The organism is Pedobacter frigiditerrae (genome assembly GCF_004331645.1).
Lineage (GTDB): Bacteria > Bacteroidota > Bacteroidia > Sphingobacteriales > Sphingobacteriaceae > Pedobacter > Pedobacter frigiditerrae.
Genome location: NZ_SJSK01000007.1, coordinates 1 through 24,156, shown reverse-complemented (window position 1 = coordinate 24,156; position 24,156 = coordinate 1). Strand labels below are relative to the sequence as shown.

Genomic DNA, 24,156 nt, shown 5'->3' with positions numbered 1-24,156 from the left:
AAAGGCATGACAGACCTGCAATACCATTATAACGGTGTCTCCACTTATACTAAAGTAAAAGGCGTAAATAGCTTGATTTTAGCCCACCAAACAGAAATTGAAACTATCAATAACATACCTTGCTTCTTTTGGGGCAGCCTTACCGACCCCTATATCACAGCAAAATGCTGGAGCACCATTGCAAAGGTAGTTCGATCAAGCTTTGGCCCAATACCACCCAGTCTACGTGACCCTATCGTTTCTGCAGGAACAGAGAGGATTAGGTTTGAGGGGTTCTCTTCATGTAATGGTGTTTACGTAAGACTAGATATGAAGCCAGAGTCAATTGATGGAGAATTTATTGCCAATGGTACAACCAACGTGGATTTTAACGACCCGATGTTAAACGCGTTAAACTCCATTCAGAAAAACGAAAAGGTAACCCTCGCTGTTGGCCATCGCGAATTACAAGTCATCACCTCAAAAACAACCGTAAAGGAGAAAAAAGTAACCTTGCCCATGCGTTGGATCAAAGGCCTTACCAGTGTGCAGTTATACCTAGCAGACATGAACCTTAGGTTCGAACTGAATAAGGTACAGACCATACAACTTTTTCAAACCTTACCGAAAGGAAACGTAAAGAGTGATTTTTTCATCACCAAAAGAACTGGTAAATTCATGTTCTCTACACTTCCAACAGCAGATGGTGTACGCATAGGCGGAATCCATAGGCTCCGACTGTTAGAGGGAATTTTACCCATAGTAGATAAAATACATGTATATGTATCTCTAGATCAAGAAAGTTGCGCTATCGTATGTGAATTTGGAAAAATGCAACTATTGATGGCATTTTCCCCTGATGCTTACCGAGGTTTTTCGGGCGAGGGAAAAGCATTGGAACATATGACAGATAACCTGCCCTTAGAATGGGTTTACGGGCTTAATAGCTTGTTAAAAGCTAATGAAACATTTGACCCTACTCTGTTATCCATTGAAAATGATATTGATTTTGGCACCATGGGCCAACTTACTTCAAGTTTATCCTCAATCGGTTTGCTGGGTTATGACCTAAGCGCTGGAAATCATTTTTACCGACAGCTACCTTTCAAAACAGATAGAATATTAAGTCTAAACCCCAGGCTAAAAAATGCCAAAAAACTGGTTGATAATGCAGATGTTTTGATTCTTAAAAAAGAAGAAAATTATATTGAAGCTAACGTAAGAGGTACGGGAGTACAACACAAAGTAGTTATCCATAATGAAGATCACAGATGTACTTGCGATTGGTTTACCGCCTATCAGGGAAAAAGAGGAATCTGTAAGCATATCCTGGCGGTAAAGATGTTAACCTAAGGCATACTTTTTCTCATATACACATCAACAGGACTGGAAACAAAAAAGCATCCCATTAATTATCGGGATGCTTTTTTATTTAGTAGGCTACCTCAACCTCCTACCAAAAAACAGTATATAAAGCTGCGAGAATACCTGTGATAATAATTGAGCCCACCGCAAAACTGGTACTGAATTTAAACATAGAGGTATCCACTTCAATGGCCTTCTCATTTGCCAAAGTTTGCGGTTTCATTAAACTAATACCAACCATTAACAATACAATTACCACAAAGTCTATTTCCATTCGGTTAAAGAACGGCAAATCTGGGAAGGCACCATTTGTCCACACAGGTAAAAACTTTAATACTGTAGAAAGTGGAATGGTAATCAGTGCACCTGTCATTGCAGCCGCAGCCGTTGTACGTTTCCAAAAGAAACCCAACAAGAAAATAGCCAATACCCCTGGCGAAATAAAGCCCACATATTCCTGAATAAATTGATAGGCCTGATCTAATGATTTTAAGGCAGGTGTTACAATGGCGGCAATGGTCATAGAGATAGCTACTGCCCAACGACCAACATTAACCATTTTACGATCTGAGGCTTCTTTGTTAAAGAATTTCTTATAAATATCTAAAGAGAAAATAGTAGAGATACTATTTGCCTTACCCGCTAAAGAAGCTACAATAGCCGCAGTAAGTGCAGCAAAAGCAACGCCTTTTAACCCTGGAGGCAATAGGTTCATTAAGGTTGGGTAAGCATGGTCTGGCTTAAGAACCCCTTCACTTGACATTTCTGCCTGAAACAGACCTTTGTTGTGCAATACAAACATCACAATACCCGGCAGCACCGCTATAACAGGTACAAGCAATTTCAAAAATGCAGCGAATAAAATTCCTTTACGTGCGGTATTTAAATCTGCGCCCAAAGCTCGTTGTACAATGTACTGGTTACATCCCCAATAAGCCAAGTTATTAATCAGCATGCCACCAATCAACACCGAGAGCCCTGGTAACTTGTCGTAATATTGATCAGACGACTTAAAGATCATGTGGAAATGTGTAGGCGCTTCTTTACGAAGCACAGAAAGTCCTGCAAAAATATCATCTCCAAAACCATATTCGTTAGAGAGTAAAGAAAGGGCTAAATAAGTGGTCACTAAACCACCAATAATCAATACCAAAACCTGAATCACATCCGTATACCCAATTACCTTCATCCCACCCAAGGTTACAATCATAGAGAAAACACTGAGACCAACAATACACCACTCAAAACTGATGTTAGAGATAGAAGAAATAGCCAAAGCACCCAGATAAATGATAGAGGTAAGGTTTACAAATACATAAACCAATAACCAAAACACCGCCATTACTGTACTTACCTTGTCGTTATATCGCGTGGCAAGGAACTGAGGCATGGTAAAAATCTTATTCTTGAGATAGACCGGAATGATAAAAATGGCCACAATGATCAGTGTAGCAGCTGCCATCCATTCGTAGGATGCAATGGCCAAACCCAAGGCGAAACCCGAGCCAGACATCCCGATAAAATGCTCAGCAGAAATGTTAGAAGCAATTAAGGAAGCGCCAATTGCCCACCAGGTAAGTGATCCTTCGGCTAAGAAAAAGTCTTTTGAACTGATATCTTTCGACTTCTTTTTGTGATAGATGTAATAGCCATAAGCAGATATGGCAATAAAATAAATAAAAAAGACAATGTAGTCTGCGGTTTGCAAATGGTTCATTATTTGGTTTAGTTTGGTTAGTTTAGTTTAGTCAAGGTAATCATTCCCAAATTGATTGGGAATCGTATTTCAATTTATTTCTATTTAATAACGCTTCGCTCCTTCCTAGCGAGAGTCGTCATGCTCAGTTCGAAGGAGTATCTAGCGAGAGTCGTCATACCCAGCTTGTCCCGATAGCTATCGGGAGGGCATCGTAATGCAATTGCACAGCTATTCAACTCCCCTTCCTAACGCATTACGATTAGCTGTGCTGAGCCCTTCGGGGTTCCCACCTGCGTGGGAATGACGCTAACTAGAGAAAAACTATAAATCTTCGCTATACAAGTCCAACCACATGGGATTGTTTTTCTCAATCAACTTAATCTTCCAATCCCTATTCCACTTTTTCAGTCTCTTTTCCATGCCAATTGCTTCTTCAATAGTTGAATACATTTCATAAAACACTAGTTTATTACAATCATACTTTGCAGTAAATGATTTAGGATATAACTTGTCTTTATGTTCAGCTATTCTTGAAAATAAATCAGAAGTAACACCAATATAAAGAACTGTATTAAATACATTCGTCAAGATATATACACAACCACCTCTTTCCATCTACCTAATATACGGTAATCTTTGAACTAGAGAAAAACCCGTCATGCTCAGCTTCCCGAAGTACTCGGAACGGGCATCTCAATGCACAATGTTATATCTTCTAACATATCCTAGCCTTGCAACCGCATTACGATTCCCACCTGCGTGGGAATGACGTGAACTCTTTGAAAAGTCGTCATGCTCAGCTTGTCCCGATAGCTATCGGGAGGGCATCTTAAAGCGACTGCACAGCTATTCTTCTCTCCCTTCTATCGCATTACGATTAGCTGTGCTGAGCCCTTCGGGGTTCCCACCTGTCCCGAAAAAGTCGGGATAAACTGTGGGAATGACGAAACCAATAAAAAGGCCGCCCATTCCAGACGGCCTCATATAATCATATATTCTTAATAACCTGCATTCTGTACTAAATACCCAGGCAAGTTAGAAGCCCCATCTATTGCAGTTTGTGGAATAGGGAAAATTCTTTTTCTTACATCAGTATTTGTTTTTTCTGTCCAAGTACCTTCATATTTTCCAAAACGGATCATGTCTGTACGTCTAACCATTTCCCAATAAAACTCAAATCCTCTTTCACGGAACAAAAGATCTAATGTAATTGCAGGAAGTGGTGGCGCTGGAGTAGAAGCTGTTCTTGAAGCTCTCACGATATTTACATCAGCCAATGCTGTTGCATCTCCTTTTCTCAATTTTGCCTCCGCACGCATCAAATAGATGTCTGCTAAACGCAAAATGATGATGTCATGCTCTCCAAAATTCCTTCCACTTACCGAAGTTTTACTGAACTCATATTTAAGCACTCGGTATCCAGTATTGTAATTACTTCCAGCAATTGTAAAATCTACCTGCTCTGTAAAGTCAACTGCCAAAGTAGGTCTACTACGTGTATCGTAAAAAAGCTTATCTACCGTCATTTTTCCATCTGGACATTTTAAGAACGCATTATTAACCCTTTTTAAACCATATTGCTGCCCTCTTAAAATACCGCGGTTCATGTTAAACGAAGCAGCATCAACACAACCTGTTGCTTGCGCTAGGTTTTGTTTATAAAAACGTGGATCAGCCCCAGCTGGATCTAATGGCGCATAAGCATTTACCCAAGTACGATAAAAATCAGAGGTAATAGCTGGCCCGTCAGTTCCATTTGAGCCAGTATAAGCTGGCAATGGAAATTGGTCACCAGAAATAGAGAAATAGGCCATACGATTATGACCATTTAAGTCTGCACGCTGATCAACAGCAAAAATCAATTCTTTGTTCGTATGATTATTGTCGTTAAACAAAGAGAAATAATCGGTAGCTAAGTTATACTGACCTGAACTAATGATCTTGTTGCAATAATCAATAGCTGCATCCATATCCTCTGTTTTAAAGGTAAAGGAAGTAGCATAAACATCTCTGTAAACTGCTGCATTCATGTGCAAACGAGCCAATAAACCCCAAACCGCACCTTTAGTAATACGTCCCGGACCAGTTGTATTCTCTACCACTGGTTCAATGGCCAATAATTCAGATTTAATGTAACCAATAGCTGCTTCACCCCTTAAAATTTTTGAAGTTTCACTCGCGTCCTCCTTAACGAAAACTAATCCGAAAAGGTCTAACATCAATAAATTGTAATAAGCTCTCATACCCCTAGCTTCGGCCAAAAACAATTTAGCACTAGGATCTGGATTGCTAGGCAAAGAATTAATTGCAGTCACACTTCTCGAAATTCCAGTCACAATGTTATTCCAGGTATTTCTCACGTTCGCATCAGAACTAATGTTTGCATGTTGGTGAAGTTGCAAATAGATTCCATTGTCACCCCAATCAGTACCTCCACGATAAGGCAAAATTGCTTCATCAGTGGAGATTTCTTGTAAGGCAAAATAATTGGTATGAAGAAAGACATCTTCTAATTTTGCATACACAGGGGCAATAATTCCTTCCGCTTGTTGCTTGTCTGTAAGGCCCACAACCGAAGCTTCATCCAGTACTTTTTCTTCTAACTTTGAACAACTATAGCTTACTGTTAAAGTTGCAAAACCCAGTAACGTTATTAATATTTTCGTTTTCATGTCTGTAAAATTTAAAACTTAAAATGAGAAGTTAAGACCAAAAATGAAAGATTTCGCTTTCGGATAACTTAGGTAATCAATGCCGTAAGACGATACCCCACCTATTGACCTATCTATATTTACTTCGGGATCGTAACCAGGATAATCAGTGATCACAAAAAGATTCTGTGCGGTAACCGATAAACGAATGGTAGAGAACCATTTATTAATTCCTAAATCCTTAGTGTTTAAACTATAACCTAAAGCCACGTTGTTCAATCTTAAGAAAGCACCGCTTTTAAGGTATCTGGTACTCACGAAATTATTATTGTTGATTGATTCTGCTGCATCAGCGATAGCCTCTCTTGTTGTATTAAGATTTCTCGATAAATTCAATTTAGAGAAACTCTGATTATGGGTGTAATCATAAACTTTGTTCCCTGCAACACCATTAAAATTAACACTTAAATCAAAGCCTTTGTAGGCAGCACTAGCGTAGAAGCTATAAACCGTAGTTGGCAGTGCAGTTCCTGCAGAAACCCTATCCTTGTCAGTAATCAAATTATCGCCATCTAAGTCACGATAAATACTTAAACCAGTTGGGCCAAGGCCAAGGTACTCTCTCATAAAGAACGTACCGATAGGTTGATTGTTCACATAACCGTTAATGGTTTGTCCGGTAAGACCAGATCCGCCTACAGACCCAGCAGAAATAACTGTATAGGGCGAGTTTTCTACCTTGTTTTTAGAATAGGTAATGTTACCGCCAATATTGTAGGTAAAACCATTATCTGATTGATGTCTGTAGTCTAATTCAAATTCGATACCCTTGTTGGTTACCGTCATGTCCTCCACATTACCCCAAACCTCTGGTGCTGGTTGAATCGGGTCTGCAGGAATTACTTGTAATAAAATGTTACCTGATACTTTTCTAAACACATCAATTGTACCAGTTAACGCTCCTTTGAACAAACCGAAATCAAGACCTATGTCCGTTTGTTTTGAAGTCTCCCACTGGATATCAGGATTAGCTAATCTGGTATAAGTGGTACCTGCCGGATAAGCACCCGTAGGATAAAGCGGATAACCTGAAGCAGCTAATGAACTAAACAGCGCTTGTGTAATTTTAGGTGGAATTTCTTGATTACCGGTAACACCATAGCCTGCTCTTAATTTCAAGTTGCTGAATATAGAGTTCTTCATGAATTCTTCTTCAGAGATTTTCCATCCTGCCGAGAAAGAAGGGAAATAACCATACTTGTTATTCGCTCCAAACTTAGATGACCCATCAGCCCTGAAATTAGCAGTAAACAAGTACTTGTTATTAAATTGATAAGTTACCCTGCCAAAAAATGATTGTAGCTCATTAATGAATGCAAAACCACCCGGACGGTTATTCGCCAAAGTTAAATCTTGCCCAACTCCAGGATTGTAAATAGGATCAATACCACCATTCACAAATCTATTGATGCTTGTATTTCTCTGTTGAATAAAAATTCTTTGGTAAGAATGACCAGCTAAGGCAGATATATTATGCTTGGTATTAGCCCAGTTGTAGGTCAAGTAATTTTCTATCAATGTGTTCTTATTGATGTTGTTGAAAGTTTCTAACCTACTCTCACGAGTGGTGATAGGATTTGGCATGTTTAGTGCATCACGAGTTGCTGTCGAATTATCAATACCTAAGTTTGCCTTATAAACAAGACCCTTTATAAGCCTCAAAGAAGGAGAAACATTACCGATTACGCGATTCGTAACCGTGGTTTCCTTTTCAAAATCGAAATAAAAGGATGGATTGGGAACAATTAGGCTAGCAATTGGATTACCATTAGCATCCTTAGTAGGATAGGTTGGGTTATTACTCAAAATATTTGCTAAAATAGTACCAATCGGTGGACGTGTTTGCTTGGTATTCGCCACATTCACGTTCATGTCTAAGATTAATCGATCTTCTAAGAACTTCTGCGTTACATTAAATCTTCCAGAATACCTGTTCAAATCGTTTTTCTTGATAATACCTTCTTGTTTTTGAGCACCAATAGACGCGAAATACGCCAGCTTATCAGCACCTCCACCTAAATTTAAGTTATAATTTTGTGTTAAGGCAGTCCGCATGGCTTCTTTTTGCCAATCGGTATTCCCTCCCTTGTCATCTAAAACAGCACCAGTTTTTGGCACCTCTACACGAAATTCATCTGCCGTTAAAACAGGGATGGCCCTAGCTAATTTCGAAACACCTAGGCTTGTGGCAACATTCAGTGTCGAAGTACCAGCTTTACCTTTTTTTGTAGTTACGATAATTACACCATTCGCACCACGAGAACCGTAAATGGCAGTTGCTGATGCATCTTTCAATACATCTATTGATTCGATATCCTGCGGATTGATAAAAGTAAGTGGATCGCCATTACCGGTATTCGAGTTGTCTAATGGTAAACCATCAATTACATACAGTGGACTACTTCCTGATCTTACGCCACCAGCTCCCCTTATCACCACACCGGTAACAGATCCAGGTTCGCCACTGGCAGAAGTTACGTTAACACCAGATACCTTTCCTTGTAGCAATTGCTGAGGAGAATTAATGATACCCTTGTTAAAATCTTCGCTTTTTAAAGACTTTACAGCTCCCGTTACGTCTTTTTTGTTTTGCGAACCGTAACCCATTACCACAACCTGCGATAAATCTGTTGCGTTAGCCTTTAAAGAAACATTAATCTTAGTTCTGTTACCTACCAATATCTCTTGGCTTACATAACCAACATAGCTAATCACTAAAACTGCATTATCATCAGGAACGGCTATGGTGTAAGCCCCATTTGCATCTGTAGTGGCAGATTGTGTACCCCCTTTAACCGAGACACCCGCCCCTGGCAATGGCATCCCATCTTGGGCATCTACAATAGTTCCTGTAATTGTTTTTAGTTTGATGATACTTGCCGTGCCATTCATGGCAAACGTTCTTTCTGGAGAGAAAAAACAACAGCAGATCATAAGCGCAGCTGCAAATAATTTTAGGCAGCGCTTTAAATGATAAAAGTAAAATTTGCTCATATAGTTTGTTTTGGGTTTAATGCTTTAGAAAAAATTGTATACATAAAAGGATTTAGACGACGCAAAATTATCATTCAATGTCATCTTCAATGTACTATCAATATTAACTTTTGGTTAATTAAAACTTCAGTGTTGCCGGCATGTATTTGGCAACTAAGTCTTCATAATAAGGTCGTAATTTATTCCAATCTGGTGGTTCTGGATTCTTGGAATATAGATCATAAGGATTAAACAACTCTACCCATTTCAGCATTTCGCGGTCATGGTCATCTAACAGGTAATCATATTGCCCTTCCCTATGCCATGAGTAAAACGAATGGTACCTCAACATGTACAAGCCTCCCTCCGGAATACGGTCTTTGAGCATGTGATATACATATTCATCATGACCCCATGACATGGTTACATTGCGCAAGCCGCAGCCTTTTTCATAAACACCTAGTTGGGTATTATAGGCTGGGTTTGTAAAATCTGGATTGTTCTTAAAGAATTCTGAATAGACTATTTTGTCTGAAAACGCACAACCTACCGGGAAGGTATCGCCAACCACTGCCCATTGCGGTTCGCCAAATAAACACAACACTTTGCCCATGTCATGCATTAAACCCACCAGCACCATCCAATCTGGGTGACCATCCATGCGTATCGCTTCAGAAGTTTGCAGCAGGTGCTGAAACTGATCTAAATCTGTATCAGGATCAGAATCATCTACCAACTGGTTTAAAAACTGAAAGGCATCCCAAATGGGCATTTCCTTTTTATCAAACTTTAAATAGTTGTTACGTTTTTCCTGTACAAACTCATAGGTTTGGTAAGTGTGGTTAATGCGGTAAAACTCACGTACATGATCTTTTGTATTTTCATCATAAGTACGGTATTCTTCCGTTTTTTTTGCAGTGGCTATGCTATCCGGATCAGGATAACGCTGCAATAAATCTTCCTCCCATTCTTCGAGGTTGTTTAGTGGATTCACTTCCTTATCGCTAAAGTTGTTTTGAGATATATCCATCAGCTAGTATATTTGGTTATATCTAAATTGATATTTTTTTCAATTGGTTGTAGCATAACCATACAGGTTTATTTACGAAACCGTTTTCGTAATTTAGTTAAATGACAAGGAAATTTTGTAAGTTGTAACACCAAACACGTTAAATGAAACACATCAACATTAAAGCATTGGCGCTAGAGCTTAACCTCTCCGTTTCTACCGTATCAAAGGCTTTAAATGACAGTTACGAAATAAGCGAAGAAACCAAACAACGTGTACTGGAAACAGCAGCAAGGCTTAACTATGTACCCAATCCTTACGCCAGTAGCTTACGGGGCCGGAAAAGTAAAAACATTGCCGTAGTGATACCCGAAGTAGCAGATAGCTTTTTCTCTTTGGCCATTAACGGTATAGAATCGGTAGCCAAAACAAAAGGTTACCATGTACTCATTTGTTTAACCCATGAAAGTTTCGAGAATGAAAAAACCATTTTAAAAGAATTTCAAGGTGGAAGAGTAGATGGTGTGCTCCTATCGGTTTCTACAGAAACCACCAATTGCAGTCATATCAGCGACTTAATTACAAATGGCCTACCCATTGTATTTTTCGATCGTGCTTGCGATGATGTAGAAACTGCAAAAATTACAACAGATGATTTCGAGAGTGCTTACAAAGCCACCGAACACCTCATCCAACAAAAGGCTGATCGCATTGCTTTTTTAAGTATTTCAAAGAGTCTTTCCATTAGCAATAAAAGATTAGAAGGCTACCTCAAAGCATTGGAAGACCATCACATCAAGGTAGACCAAAAATACATCGTAGACTGTACCAATGACCCCGAGCAAAATTACAAGCTGATTAAAAAGCTACTACAACAAAAGCACAAACCCAATGGCATTGTGGCTTCTGTAGAAAAATTAACCACACCTATTTACACCGCTTGCAAAGATTTGCAAATAAAAGTACCTGAGGATTTAAAGATCGTTTGTTTCTCTAACCTAGAAATAGCAGCCATCCTTAATCCATCGCTCACTACCATTACCCAACCCGCATTCGAAATGGGTAAAATGGCAGCAACCCTCCTATTTAAAGCTTTAGAAAATAGAAACTTCAGTTTAGTAAAAGAAGATTTCATGATACAGAGTACGTTAGTGGTGAGGGATTCGAGTAGTTAATTTGAAGTATCGTGCTAGACTCTTTTATCGACCCGTCATTTCGAACGAGCTTTTCGCGAGGAGAAATCTGTTAGCTATCAGCACCATCCTACCCAACCCGCAGGCTTTGCAATTGAGATTCCTAATCGTTAACCGTCATATCGACGGAGCGCCCGCCTGTCCGGCAGGCAGGCAGCGACGAGATATCTGTTAGCAATTCGCACCAACCTTACCCAATCCACAGACCTTTCAATATCCCCTAATAAAAAGGTAAATTTTATGTGTCATTGATGTGTGAGTGGTGTGTCATTTATGTCTCGTTTATGTGTGATTGTTTAGTGATCCTTGTGTGTTTGTTGTGTGGTTCTGGTTCTTAGCTGGCTCATAGGCAGTGTGGAGGATGTGTGAGAGACTCCTTTACCGTACCGTCATTTCGAACGAACGCAGTGAGGAGAAATCTGTTAGTTGCTAGCATTAATTTCCCCTGCCCACAGGCTTGCCTCGGTTCGCCACCTAAGGGCTCAGCGAAGCTAATCCATGAGTTAAATCCAGAAACAGTCTATTTGACAATTCATCTTAATCTTACAAATAAAATTGAATTATATCTCCCATTAAATGGATCATTAGGATAGTCAAATGAAATTATCGTCCCTTTTAAACGACCATTCATCTTTTTATTAGCACATGTAAATTCTATAAGTGTTTCTTTTTTTGATTGAACAATCTTCCACCTACCCGTTAAACCTTTAGGCTTATTATACATTTGAAACTCAAATGTGCTGTCTGGGTTAAGGGACAATGTACTATAGTCGTCTACTAAAACTGATTTGTCCCGATAGGAGAATTTGTCAACTTCGTATTTTCCAACTATTTCATATTCTTTCAAATTCGTTGAACAACTAATCAATGTAAAAAAAAGAATGGTTATTATAAGTTTACTCATATCAAGCTTCGTTATTGTTCCTTACTCACCCTGGCTGTGTCTAAATCACAAACCAAAATACAATAATTAAACATATAAGCTCCAAACAAAAAGCGCAGTATGCCTTTTTGTAACATAAACTTAAAATCATTGTAAACCATACCAGACGCCCTGCTTTCTTGAACTATGCTGTTCCCCTTTGGAGAGCCAGTTCTGATTTTACATCGGAGGGAAGGAATTACAAAAATCTTTATTTAAACGCTTATAACATCTTTATGAAACAGTACAACCAACCAATCTGTCAGCGTTTGCTTATAACATTCACATGTGTTACCGGCTGCCCTTCATAGATTTTTTTAGGTCGTTAATTCTATAAAATCAGGGTTTGTCCACAAGTTTTGTAATTCGGGATAGTTTTTTGCATCTGCTTTTAATGACGGTTCTAAATTAAAGGTGATTTTAAGCAGTTCTAGACTCTCGGTTGTTTTACCTTGCAGGTTTTTCATTATCGCCATTTGATAGTAACTCCAGGAAAACTCTTGGATTTTATTTAAATCATCATATAGTTTAAGCGCTTCCTCAAATTTACGGATCCCTTTTAAGTATAATCCTTTATTGTATTTCAATTGGTATTTTGCTTCCTCATTCGCTTCACTTTCAATGATACCAAATTGTCTTAAAGCTTCTTCTTCTGGTAGTTGCTCCAGGGTGTTCAATAATAATTGAGTTGTAACCTGCTCGTTATGATAATTTGTAAACAATTTTTTTACTTTTTGCAATGCATCGTCTAGTTGATTTTGTTTTAAAAAATACTGGATAATATAGATTAGTGCATTAGGGTTTTCAGAATCCTTTGTCAAAATATCTTTGATAATGGAAATAAACTCTTGCTCCTCTATTTTACGCTCATTAAGCAAATCATATACGATATCTACCTTATTATCTAATATTTGCGGATGATTTGGTTCTAATTCAAGTGCCTTATTTGTGAAATAAAGTGCCTTTTCCTTGTCATTTTTTAACGCAAATAGCTGCCCTTTATTTGCATAGGCTAGTGTAGCATTTTCATCTAATTCAATTGCTTTGTCAAATAATTCTAAAGCATTGTCTAAATAGCCTTGTTCCATTTGGTGGGCTCCATAAGCAATATATCTGTCTACTTGGTCTTTGCCAACATTTCCCTTTTGGTGTTCTGGATTTGGTTGGATTTTTATTTCTGAAATTACTCCTGAATCTAATTTTTCTTGAAAATCTTTGACCATTGCAGAAACTTTTTTATAAAGCTTTGCAACAATCAAATCGGCCTGAGCAATATTTAATCCCTCCTTCAAAAGATTGAACTTCACTAGCTCATAGTTCAAGATATTTTTTTCATACAAACTTTCAGCTTTCTTAAAAATTTCCTCTTGATATTTAGCGCTCTCAAAAACATTATTTTCTATACCTAAATTAACCACAAAAGTTTCATTTAAACTTTCATTTAGATATGGTTTAACTTGGTTAAGAATAAAATTCACCTGATTATTATCCAATCCAATATTAGCTAATTCATTAATCGCCGTTTCTCGCAAATAGTCATTTTCTTTAATCTTCCATAGCGCCAAAGCAAGTGCTTGCTGTTGAAAAGGTATCGAATTAAATTCAACCTGACTCACTCTTTTCGCCTTCTCATTATTGTTTACTGTAACTGCTGGATCGTCCAATTTTGATTCAGTTTCATTGCTCGAATAAACTGTTTTTGATTGTTCATCAGCAACTGTTTTTTTCCTTTTTAAAAAGTCAAATAATCCCATAGTGCTATGTTTAAGGCTTGTGCTAAATTTTTAGAGTTATGATAGTGGCTGCTATTTAAATTATTGTGCAATATAACTGGTTAAAGCCATTTCCGCCAATTTTGCTAAACCTTTATTAATGTAAGTAAGCGCTCCCACTGTTCGAGATGTGCTATACCAAAGGTTAGATCGCAATGCCTTTGGCATATCCCTTTGGACGAAAGGGTTGTGGGGTTTTGAGGGGTTGCATAGTTTCATAAATTAACACGCCCTGTCTGTCATTCCCTGCCTACCGGCAGGCAAGCGACTTCGGCCTGTCCCGATTTTACATCGGGGAGAAATCTATGAGTTAAGTTTATGGCGTATTGTGGGGTTTTGAAGGGTTGCAGATTGCCTAACAAACCACGTACGTCATTGCCAGCTTCCCGAAGTAAATTCGGGACAGGCTGACTGGCAATCGTAATGCGATAGAAAGGGTTTTGAGAGATTGCAAATCCCCTAACAAAATACGTGCGTCATTGCCATGGAAAGGCAAAAGTTAATTTTCTTGATGTTGCTCTTTCATTATTTTCTCAACTATTTCCAAAGCCTGTTTGTAAGTAATCCCATTGTCCTGATTGATTTTCAAAGGATGGTTTTCTTCAATCACTATAATTTCTGGAATTAGTCCAACAGCTTGTTCAACAGCCTTTGTCTTGATGTTCAAGGTGTCGCCGTAAGTGGGAACAAGGGTCTGTAACCAACCAAAATAAGGGTCTTCGTCAATTCTTTTTGGGTTTTCCCAAACATCCATTCTGATCCCGAAATTCTCTTCACTTATAGAAGTCCATACATTGAAAATTAAATTTTCATTATGGTCAATTATTGGAATTGTTAACCAGCCACGATGAAAGAAATGTTCTTTGTCAACAACACAAAGGCTTGGTTGCAATTCTATTCTTTCACTTCGTTCCTCAGGCGGAACAGAAAAATAATAGTCTGGATAGGCAGCGCCAAAACAAAGCGGCGCTTCATCATAAACCTGTCCGCAGCACGAGCATGTATAACCTATTTTTTTTTCTTTCTTTTTTAAAAATGAGAAGAGTTTCATTTTGATTTTTGTCAGTTAATGAATGGTCGTTAGGCGTAGCGGCCAACGGTTTGGGTATTACTGAGCTTGGTGGCTCGAGTAAAGTTACTAAAAGATTGGAACGGTATAGAAGAATTCCCACCAAGTTTTGCCAAACCCCTGTTAGGTGCAGTTTAATTCCCACCCGCACAGCATATTACTTACTCCCATTTTTGGGACTCCCGAAGTGAGAAGTTTTCTTGTATATAAGGTTTAGCTTTTTGAGTTAGGGTTAAAGAAACAGCGTTTTGAGAAAGCAGATTAGAGCATTCGTCGTTTTGCACTATATTTACACTTTAGCCATTGAAAAAATATGCGTTATTCCGAGGAAGAAGTACAAGCTTTTATATTAGACACCAACGGCATCCATCATTTGCCAAGAGCAGCATTTGCCGAGATTATGCGACAAAGACCTTATGAAGAAGTGCGTGGCAAAAAATTGATTTTCATCGATATGAAGTATTGGATCAGCTTTAGAATTGTGCTAGACAATGAAACTACATCGATGGCTCAAGAGCAGAAGATACTATATAAGAACATTTACCACCAATTAATTCAATTAACAGAAAAAGCTGAGGTAGCCTGCGTAGTGTCGGATTCAATTTTGACCGAAATCGAAAAGATGCCGTTGGAGAAGAAATTAAAAACAGCCTCATTAATGGATAAGCTTAAGATAACTGTTATACTAAATGGCCTTAATGCTTGTTCCCTTGAATTCATCAATATCGACCGAATTTCTGTAGGCAAACAGCCTATAGAAAATTATCATCTAAGTTCAGTATACGAAGCAAATAGGTTTCTGACTGCAATGACATTCAAGAAGCTTGAAGACGAGCCAAACCTTCTTTTCAACCTCTTATACGACTCTATATCAGGGATGACAGTAGAGGAATACTTAAAGGAAACCGATGGGGATTTCTATGATGCTTCCGAACAGTTTGCCCAAATAATGAATGACACGAAGCAAATAGATACATCTCCCCATAACTATAAAGGGCTCTTAATACAAGGTTTAAAATCTCAAATTGAACCCCTAAAAAACATACTTAAGCATAGCCCAATTGGCCAAATTGATCCAGTAAAGCATTTGCCACTTTATCGTACGCATGCACCATTTCTCTACCTTCACTCTGCTATACACGCTGCAATAAACATTGAAATATCAAGAAAAGTCCATAAGAATGACTTTTATGACCTTTCCCATTCCTGTATTGGTGTTGGTTATGCAGACTACTTTTTCACTGAAAAGAAGTTTCATCACCTCTTGAAATCAAAGCCCATTGATTGTACCTCTTATTACAAATGCGAAATTTATTCAGAACCATTAGAAATCATGAACTTGCTTAAACAGTTAAACAATAACTAACTCATAAAAACCAAGTATTCTATATAGGTTGATGATTGTACCCTTCGTGTAAATCTATATATAACTGAAGCAAGTACATCAACTAATCAAATGGCTTAAAACAAAAAGTACAGCATCTTTTACTGAACAGATAATATTCCATTACAGGCGGGACGCTTGCGATAGATGGGGAGATCGAGCGTTAGTGCGTTACAAATTATTAATTAATGCTTAACTTCCAAAATTTAATTGAATTTCTTTGACCTAATATATTTACAATTGCCTTAAGTCATTGGAAGTATAAACAATTTATAGTAACTCAATTGAATCTGCCAAAAATGATGTTTAATAAAAAATCATTGATGAGATGAGGTTGAAATTCAACAGCTAAAACTTCCTATCTTAATAACCAGACAAATCGATAAAAATATGAATGATAATTACACATTCCTTTTGCAACAAGTAATCGAAGATCTTCTAAATGGAAATAATTCTCTAGAAATCCCTCTATTAAAGCTGAATTATTTCTCAAGATTGGTAAAAAATGAAAAATTGCTTCGATTTACGGAGCTCGAGATTAATGGATATAAAGGAGAAACACCTCCAAAATATAGACAGACGATAGCAAAATTAACTGTGGTTTTACAAAAGGGTTATGAAAGTACAACATTTGAACTCCCAATTTCCAATTTGGAAGCACCGTTTGACACTCAGTTACAATACGTAAAAATGACAGAAGGTATTAGAATTATTGAAGCTATGGCGGCAAAAGAAATTGTCGATAATTCTAGCTCGCTAGGCACGCCAGTACCTCCTGGTATGCTAGCTTATGTAAAGAAAGCAGTAGATAAAATTTCTAATCAAGGTCTTACCCCTACTGCCGCCATGATAAGTGGTAACCCAACATTAACAATGCAGATCGTTAGTACAGTAAGGTATAGACTACTGGCATTTGCTACAGATATTGCTGAAAAGTTCGGTTATAGTATTGAAATTTCCACATTTAAAGACAAACAAGAATTGAACAACCAAATCATAAACAACTATATTAAAAACAAAATAGTCAACAATGGCAATCAAAACGTCAGTAATACTGGTGACAAATCAAAAATTAATTTACAGAAAAAGCAATGACGTGACTAACCATAATACGCCTTAAGAGCTTCTGCGAGTAAAGTACCAGCTGCTCCAATTCCAACCTGCCAAGTTCCATCTAGCGACTTTGAAAGCATTTTTTTCATCCACTCGTTCACCTTAATTCCAAAACCATTATTTACTGGTTGTTCCGAATCTATTATTGTGAGCAATTCTGCTACGTCGTCATTTTCCACTCCACTGTCCTTCAGCGTTTGTACCAACTGCTCTTTATTGCCTTTGGTGATATTTATAATGGCACTAATCGATGAATTGGCACCGGCATTAACCACGTTACCATCACCGTTATTTGTTATAGTATTGTTCATAATATAATTAATTTTAGCATTGTTACTCTTTAATTCTGATATTTCTGTTTCAACCCCAAATTCTTTTTCTATTCCCAACATAAACTCCAGGAGCTTATCTTTTGTCGCAGACAAAGCCTGGGCGGCAATATGGATGGGAATTGTTACACCAATGTTTAATAATTGAAAATATGGGCCATTTGTATTTCTTAAAATATCTTCAAGTGAGTTTTTCAATTGCTCTGGAAACCGAAATACCAGACTGGGATTTTCATTTTTCGAAAACAATTCCAAGGTAGCAGCACTTTCCAAAAATCGAAATTCCCGAAGTTGATCATCCATACCATCACCGAATTCAGGCAAAGGAATAGGATAATTTGTGACTTGGTGCCTCCCGTTTACAAAATCGCCAATTATCGTACCGTTTGTTATCCTATATTCTGGCAATGATTCTCTGTTAGGATAACCTTTAAGTTCATAGTTCACCCAATTTAAAAGGTTTCGATTACCAATTCTTGTCGCCAAAATCTTAGTCTTATTTAACGCAACGGTGATTGGGAGCTGATCATCAACAAGATCATTTATAATATCACTGATTAATTTCATTAGATCGAACGTAAAACTTCTAAGATACAGAGATTATCTTCAATTTATTGCTGTTTCATATAATCAGCTTACAAAAATTTTTGTTATGGCACACACATACTGATGATGATTTGCCTGGAGAAGAAGATTTCAAAGTGATTGGAATTTATGCTAGCCGCGAGCTTGCTGAAGCAGCTCAAAGAAGAGCTGAAGTTTTACCAGGGTTTTCTGACCTTAAAGCTTTAGAGATTACTAGGAATAAAAATTGCATATGAATAAATTTCTGCAATGGCTATACTTTATATTAGAAAGTATTTTTTTTCAAATAAAGGATGACCTAAAGTCATCCTTTATTTTGATCCATCAACTTCCAAGTCTATCATTTTTTGACTTATCCTCAGCAATTGATGCAACCCCTTCTGCAACGTCAGAAACAATTTTACCAGCCTGACATGCTGCTGAAGTAACAACATCACAACCCGTGCTCAATGCACTGCCGGTAGCGATAATAGCTCCAGCTACAATCCCACCTAATGATTCTAAAAAATTTCCCATTATTTTAAAAATTAAATACGATATAAAACTACTAAAGTTTTATCCCCTTGGTTTTGAGATAGATATTTAATTGAGCAGGAATGAAAATTAAATTAAAAAAAGTATCAAAATATCTTTAATTTCATACTTTGTGATTAGAGTTATGAACAAAAAAAAAGAAATTATTGATTTATATTATGAAGGCGAGCACATAATTTACACACGTGAGCTTTTTGATAATATTATATCAATCTTTGAAGAGTTAGGGATGGATGGACAACGAATGGCGGCTATTGGGAAAATCCCACTAGCGACTTTCAAAGGATTGAAACGCATGGGCTTTGAGATCACAACATCTTCAAAAATATTTATTTATAACTCCTTCTATCACTTGTTACAGCCAGATTTTTCACGCGTACATTTTAATTCTCACGATACGCGATTTTACATGAAAGATACAACTAGTCCCAAACAGTTTAAGAACGGAACTTATTATGGATATTTTAAGTCAGAAGAACTCAACGAAATCATCCATTTTGTATTACTTATAGATGGTCTACAAGTAGAAATGTGGTCCCGTCCAAAGCAAGCGAAGGGCATACTTGTTCTAGATAATAATACTTATAGTTTCATTTTAAAAAGTACAGTGAATAAAAAGAATTATGAATTCTATCTTGGTAACAACTCAGATAATGCTGACTTAAAGTATTTCGTTGCACTTTGGCGCAACTCTAATAATATTGTAAAATGTGGAGTATGTATGGTAAAATATATGGGGAAACGTTTTGGTTCGTTTGAAGATATAAAAAACTCAAGAAAAACCTTGAGAGAGGAAATGGAAAAAGCGATGCCTTATTTTGGCTCTAAATTTTTCAAAAAAGATGGTAAATCTATGATCAACTATGACATTACTGGATATGAAACCGAGCACTAATAAAGTACCTAGGCTCAACGAACTACGGAAACTATTGTGCTTGTCAAATCACATTGGGGTTAAATATGTTGCAGACTATGAAAAATTCATATTTCTTGTGAAGTTATACCCAAAAATTGGAGCAGTCCCAACTAAATACATTGATATCGTTTGGCACTTTCACATTGAGAAAAAAGAACTTTATGCCAAGGATTGTTTAGAGATATTTGGATATATCATAAGTCATAAGGAAGCGAAGGATGTTATTTCAAGAAATATTCTTGAGCACCGATATAATCTTACCAGGACAGCGTGGTATAGGTTATATCAAAAGAGAAAATGGAAAGTATCGGAAATGGCAGTTTGTGGTGTTGATGGAGATAATGGCGATTATGGAAACGATGATTCTGAACGGAATAATGTTAAACCTTATATTTAACAAGCGCAATTATCCACTTAGCACAAGTCTTAAGCGCAGCGTGACTTATGCTTTAATAACAAACAGTTTTATTTACCGAAGAAGAATTACCTAAATTATTCCCCCAGCGATTATATATTCCTGAAGTAAATATTCATCCTGAAATATATTTATTTCAACACTGTTTTTATTACCCCTGCATAAGTAGCAGCCCAAATAGCACCATCCTTATCTTTGGTTATCCATTGAACATGAACAAAGGCACATGACCAATATTTCTATTGCTTATCCTATGATGTGAAAGATCTTCATCAATAGAAATCTAAATATGATCTATTTAGTGAAATGAAAAAATTAACTACTTTAGCGCATCCAAACATACCTAATGGAATATAGCCCCTATATCCTAGCACAAAAAACGTATGACCATCAAGCCAAGCCACCTTATCCTTTGCACACTTTTTTTTATTCAGTTCTCTATCTGCTCTTCGACATTATTTGCACAATCAAAAAGCCAAGGGCAAAAACAACTAAGGGACAGCATCGAAATGACTGAACAGAACCTTGCTACCTGGGCAACCGATCAAGAGCACCAAAGGTATTCCCTAAAGGAGAGAATGGAGAAATACAAGGTTAACGGACTAAGCATTGTAGTGATTAAAAACTATAAGATAGCTTGGGCAAAAGGCTACGGCTGGGCAGATGTTGCGCAGAAAAAGCCTGTTAGCACAAAAACGCTTTTCCAGGCCGGTTCAATCAGCAAGTCGCTAAATGGCGTCGCTATGCTGAAACTGGTACAGGATGGTAAATTAGACTTATATAAGGACATCAACAATTACCTAAGCAGCTGGAAATTCCCCTACGATTCGCTCTCAAAAGGAAAAAAGATAACTACGGCAAACTTACTGAGCCATACTGCAGGCCTTTCGGGCCATGGCTTCGGCGGTTACATGAAAGGCGAAGCTATTCCAACCATCTATGAGATTCTTGATGGTAAAAAACCTGCAAATTCAGAGGCCGTACGCTCGATGTACGAGCCTGGAAAAACCGCTGAATATTCTGGTGGCGGAATCACCATCTCCCAACTCATGCTTACCGATATCACTGGCAAGAAATACGAAGACTACATGCTGCAACAGGTACTGCAACCTCTTGGAATGACCGAAAGCTTTTTTAGTGAGCCCACTCCAAGCAAAAAGAACCTATTGGCATCAGGATACTACCCTGATGGAAAAAAAGCCAATGAAGGTGGCTACAATTTTTATCCAGAAATGGCCGCTGCCTCACTCTGGACCAACCCAACCGACCTAGCTAAATACATCATCGAAACACAACTGTCGCTAAAGGGAAAATCAGCCAAGGTACTTTCCCAAAAGATGACCATGCTAAGGCTTACCCCCTATATTGATAATGAAAGCGCAATGGGTGTATTCATCAAGCAAAAAGGAAACGAAAAATATTTCACCCATAGCGGGGGAACAAAGGGCTTCATCTCCGAGTATATCGGCAGCTTTGAAAACGGTAATGGCGTGGTGGTAATGACCAATAGCGCTAACCCTGGGCTTACCAAGGAAATCTTTAACAGCGTAGCCCTTGTTTACAACTGGAAAGGTTTTTACAAGCCAGAAATCAACAAGACCATTTCGTTACCTATAGACTTGATGCAAAAATATGTTGGCAACTATCAATGGCAAGGAAAACCTGTTGCCATCTCCATAGAAAATGGCCAATTATGGCTCAATGCAGCGGTTAAAAGTAGGCTTTACTTCACCTCTAATTCAGCATTTTACCTAGCCGAAAGAGAGGCGCACTTCAAGTTTAGCACTGCCCCAAACGGCCTGGTTGATGGCTTTATAGATACTGATGACAACAGGAAGATTGAAAAGATAAAATAGGTTATATTGGTAGTGATGTGCAACCCCTCAAACCTCACTTAGCGCATTCTTAAGCACAGTGTGAATGTGCTTTAATAACAAACAGTTTTATTTACCAAAGAAGAATTACCTAAATTATCCACCCAGCGATTATATATTCCTGAAGTATATGCATCCTGAAATATTATTATTTCAACACTGTTTTAATTACCCCTGCATAAGTGGCAGCCCAAATAGCGCCATCCTTATCTTTGGTTATCCTTTCGATATGAACACTAGGCACGTTTGAGTTTTCATTAGTATAAATCTCCAGTTTCTTGCTGGCAATGGTATATTTTAAAATCCCTACATTGTTTTGGCTAATCCACAGCGTACCATTTCGCTCATCTAAAAAGAATTCGTTAATGCTATTGGCAACAAACATTTTTGGATCATCATTCAGTAGTCGTTCCCAAACGCCATCGGGAGATAGTTTATAAATCCCTGCCGCAGTTCCTTCTTCGTTATGAAGCGAGAACCAGAGGTTTCCCTTTTTGTCTTCGTGCATCTGAGCCATATAAGCTTTAGAAAGTGGCGAAGATTTATCGTTAAGGAGTGTGGTTTTTCCTTTTTCAATAACTACGTTGCCCTCAAATGTACCAATCCAAGTTCGCTCCTTGCTGTCGACAAATACACCTAGCGTTTTATCCGATGGCAGTTTTGCATTCTTTTTGGTAAGCTGGCTCCACTTTTCACCATCAAATTTAGCAACCCCATCCCATGAGGTAAAAAATACATTACCCAAATGGTCTGCATAGCTTGTTCTTGCCCAATTGATAGGCGAATTGAGCGAATCAAATTTGCTCCATACATGGTTATCATATTTGTACACCTCATAACCAATTACAAACCATTTGTTATCCTTTTGATCAACCACCATATCCCTTACAGACTTTGTTTCATTTTTATTTTTAGGAGCCGATGCGATAATGGTATTAGATGAGTTATAATGTTCCCATTTTCCATTTGTTATTTTTACGATCCCGTTATCTGTACCAATCCAAACATCGCCCTTTTGGTCGCTTGCTACTGCCCTAGTCATGTCCCATGGCAATTCTGAATTAGCTTGGTCATAAAGCTGCCAATTTTCTGTGAGCTGTGCCTTGTCGCTTCCTTTTTGGTCTGGAGTACCTTTAGAAGACATGTTAGCCTGATTGGCAAAATCAAAAACCCTCCTTTTTGCCTCGTATTTGCCATTCTCAAATTTAAGTATGATACAAACTGAACTGTTCTCTGTTTTCGAACCCGTTGTGGCTGCTGCCCAATTTTCACCCCCATTTACTGATTCTTTAAGTTTAAGGTCAGCAGAGCTGATATTGGTCTTGTTTTCGGCACTTAGCAAACAAGGTTTACCATTTTGATCAATAAGGATTTGTAGCTCAATAGTGCCTTTAAGTGCAGCTAGATTTTTTTCGCCCATTCCATTAAACAAGCTTTGTAAAATAGACTTTGGAGGTTGCGCTTTCTGAGTGCCACAATCAAGGCAAAAGGTAGTCAATTTGCAGTCTTCGAACTTTTCGGGATAAAGGTTTTGTGAATAAAGCGTGTTAGAAAATATAATTAGGGCAACAGCTAATAAGATTGTTTTCAATGAGTGTAAAGATTAGAGATGATAAATTATTGAAAGATATATTTTTTACTTGAGTTATTGAAATTATTAGCGAGCCGAAAATGAGTGACAATGGTTACAAATTCATTGTTTGATTAGACTCATAGATTCCTCCAATTCGCCTGCCTGCGGTAGGCAGGGAATGGGACAAGCCTGTGGGGGTTGGTTTAAGCCAATACTGTTAGCGAACAGATATCTCCTCGCTGCGCTGCGTTCGATATGACGCACGATGAAGAGATCGCAATGACGTGGCGTGTTAGGGAACTCTGCAATCCCTCAAAACCCCACAACTCTATCCGAAGTACGAGGACTGGCCTTAAATGCATAGGAAAGTACGAAGAGTTAATAAATTGCTGTGCAGTCGCATTACGATGCCTCCCGATTTTATATCGGGAAGCATAACGACTTGTCTTGTCCTAAAATAGGTTTACACAAAATGTAAACTAAATGAAGAAAGAAAAGTATGTTTTCAGCGAGTCTCTTAAACGCTCTATCTTAGATCAGGTTCTAAGTGGCTCAATCACCAAAGAGGAAGCTCGTCGCCGATATGGCATAAAGAGCAAGAGTGGAGTTTTATATTGGCTTCGCAACTATGAAAAGTATGGAACATGTTCACTAAATTTGCTCAACCATCCCATGCCATTGAACCCAGAAGAACCAACCCCGCCTGAACCGTCTGCCGAGGAACTAAAATTTCGTATCAAG

18 protein-coding genes and 1 pseudogene are annotated in these 24,156 nt (G+C 37.9%); 9 read left to right on the top strand and 10 right to left on the bottom strand.

What is annotated here, in order from left to right; all coding sequences use genetic code 11:
* Window positions 1-6: 6 nt before the first annotated feature.
* A complete protein-coding gene (locus tag EZ428_RS21300) occupies window positions 7-1,332 on the top strand; it encodes an SWIM zinc finger family protein (protein ID WP_131555348.1) in 1,326 nt (441 codons plus the stop codon).
* 100 nt (window positions 1,333-1,432) lie between these two features.
* Here EZ428_RS21300 and EZ428_RS21295 read toward each other — a convergent pair whose 3' ends face one another.
* From EZ428_RS21295 to EZ428_RS21275, 5 genes are all read right to left on the bottom strand, one after another.
* The gene (locus tag EZ428_RS21295; protein WP_131555346.1) at window positions 1,433-3,061 is read right to left on the bottom strand and encodes a sodium:solute symporter family transporter; all 1,629 of its coding nucleotides are present in this window, start codon (window positions 3,059-3,061) and stop codon (window positions 1,433-1,435) included.
* A 303-nt stretch (window positions 3,062-3,364) separates the two neighbouring features.
* Window positions 3,365-3,658: a GIY-YIG nuclease family protein gene (locus EZ428_RS21290; protein ID WP_131555344.1), complete on the bottom strand. Its 294-nt coding sequence runs from the start codon at window positions 3,656-3,658 to the stop codon at window positions 3,365-3,367.
* A 383-nt stretch (window positions 3,659-4,041) separates the two neighbouring features.
* Window positions 4,042-5,715, bottom strand: coding sequence for a RagB/SusD family nutrient uptake outer membrane protein (locus EZ428_RS21285; RefSeq protein ID WP_131555342.1), 1,674 nt, complete (start codon window positions 5,713-5,715; stop codon window positions 4,042-4,044).
* A gap of 18 nt (window positions 5,716-5,733) precedes the next feature.
* Complete coding sequence (locus EZ428_RS21280; protein WP_205945787.1) at window positions 5,734-8,748, bottom strand: SusC/RagA family TonB-linked outer membrane protein; 3,015 nt, start codon at window positions 8,746-8,748, stop codon at window positions 5,734-5,736.
* 118 nt (window positions 8,749-8,866) lie between these two features.
* Entirely contained in the window at window positions 8,867-9,757 is an 891-nt protein-coding gene (locus EZ428_RS21275) for an inositol oxygenase family protein (RefSeq protein ID WP_131555340.1), read from the bottom strand.
* Between the two features lie 143 nt (window positions 9,758-9,900).
* Here EZ428_RS21275 and EZ428_RS21270 point away from each other — a divergent pair, with 143 nt between their 5' ends.
* A complete protein-coding gene (locus tag EZ428_RS21270) occupies window positions 9,901-10,911 on the top strand; it encodes a LacI family DNA-binding transcriptional regulator (protein WP_131555338.1) in 1,011 nt (336 codons plus the stop codon).
* 1,257 nt (window positions 10,912-12,168) lie between these two features.
* Here EZ428_RS21270 and EZ428_RS21265 read toward each other — a convergent pair.
* Both EZ428_RS21265 and EZ428_RS21260 read right to left on the bottom strand, forming a co-directional pair.
* Window positions 12,169-13,515 (bottom strand): TPR end-of-group domain-containing protein, encoded by a 1,347-nt coding sequence (locus EZ428_RS21265; protein ID WP_131555336.1) that lies wholly within the window; start codon window positions 13,513-13,515, stop codon window positions 12,169-12,171.
* Between the two features lie 607 nt (window positions 13,516-14,122).
* The gene (locus tag EZ428_RS21260; RefSeq protein ID WP_131555334.1) at window positions 14,123-14,674 is read right to left on the bottom strand and encodes a DUF2199 domain-containing protein; all 552 of its coding nucleotides are present in this window, start codon (window positions 14,672-14,674) and stop codon (window positions 14,123-14,125) included.
* A gap of 331 nt (window positions 14,675-15,005) precedes the next feature.
* On the opposite strand from EZ428_RS21260, the gene EZ428_RS21255 reads away from it, so the two are divergent.
* On the top strand, window positions 15,006-16,058 hold the full coding sequence (locus EZ428_RS21255; RefSeq protein WP_131555332.1) for a hypothetical protein: 1,053 nt from the start codon (window positions 15,006-15,008) through the stop codon (window positions 16,056-16,058).
* 408 nt (window positions 16,059-16,466) lie between these two features.
* Window positions 16,467-17,171 carry an AbiTii domain-containing protein gene (locus EZ428_RS21250; protein WP_131555330.1) on the top strand — a complete coding sequence of 235 codons (705 nt, stop codon included), beginning with the start codon at window positions 16,467-16,469 and terminating at the stop codon, window positions 17,169-17,171.
* A 5-nt stretch (window positions 17,172-17,176) separates the two neighbouring features.
* On the opposite strand, the gene EZ428_RS21245 is transcribed toward EZ428_RS21250, so the two are convergent.
* A complete protein-coding gene (locus EZ428_RS21245; protein WP_131555328.1) occupies window positions 17,177-18,085 on the bottom strand; it encodes an AbiTii domain-containing protein in 909 nt (302 codons plus the stop codon).
* A gap of 80 nt (window positions 18,086-18,165) precedes the next feature.
* Here EZ428_RS21245 and EZ428_RS24055 point away from each other — a divergent pair, with 80 nt between their 5' ends.
* The gene (locus EZ428_RS24055) at window positions 18,166-18,339 is read left to right on the top strand and encodes a hypothetical protein (RefSeq protein ID WP_165501846.1); all 174 of its coding nucleotides are present in this window, start codon (window positions 18,166-18,168) and stop codon (window positions 18,337-18,339) included.
* Window positions 18,340-18,427: 88 nt separating this feature from the next.
* Here the strand turns inward: EZ428_RS24055 and EZ428_RS21240 are convergent, their stop codons facing one another.
* Window positions 18,428-18,619 (bottom strand): hypothetical protein, encoded by a 192-nt coding sequence (locus EZ428_RS21240; RefSeq protein WP_131555326.1) that lies wholly within the window; start codon window positions 18,617-18,619, stop codon window positions 18,428-18,430.
* 142 nt (window positions 18,620-18,761) lie between these two features.
* Here EZ428_RS21240 and EZ428_RS21235 point away from each other — a divergent pair, with 142 nt between their 5' ends.
* From EZ428_RS21235 to EZ428_RS21225, 3 genes are all read left to right on the top strand, one after another.
* Window positions 18,762-19,532: a hypothetical protein gene (locus EZ428_RS21235; protein WP_131555324.1), complete on the top strand. Its 771-nt coding sequence runs from the start codon at window positions 18,762-18,764 to the stop codon at window positions 19,530-19,532.
* A complete protein-coding gene (locus EZ428_RS21230; RefSeq protein WP_131555322.1) occupies window positions 19,516-19,950 on the top strand; it encodes a hypothetical protein in 435 nt (144 codons plus the stop codon). The genes EZ428_RS21235 and EZ428_RS21230 overlap by 17 nt, the downstream gene beginning before the upstream one ends.
* A gap of 401 nt (window positions 19,951-20,351) precedes the next feature.
* Entirely contained in the window at window positions 20,352-21,824 is a 1,473-nt protein-coding gene (locus tag EZ428_RS21225) for a serine hydrolase domain-containing protein (RefSeq protein ID WP_131555320.1), read from the top strand.
* A gap of 166 nt (window positions 21,825-21,990) precedes the next feature.
* On the opposite strand, the gene EZ428_RS21220 is transcribed toward EZ428_RS21225, so the two are convergent.
* Window positions 21,991-23,433, bottom strand: a complete 1,443-nt coding sequence (locus tag EZ428_RS21220; protein WP_131555318.1) for a ligand-binding sensor domain-containing protein — start codon at window positions 23,431-23,433, stop codon at window positions 21,991-21,993.
* A gap of 465 nt (window positions 23,434-23,898) precedes the next feature.
* Between EZ428_RS21220 and EZ428_RS21215 the strand changes: the two are divergent.
* A pseudogene (locus EZ428_RS21215) lies at window positions 23,899-24,156 on the top strand (hypothetical protein); the annotation flags it as partial.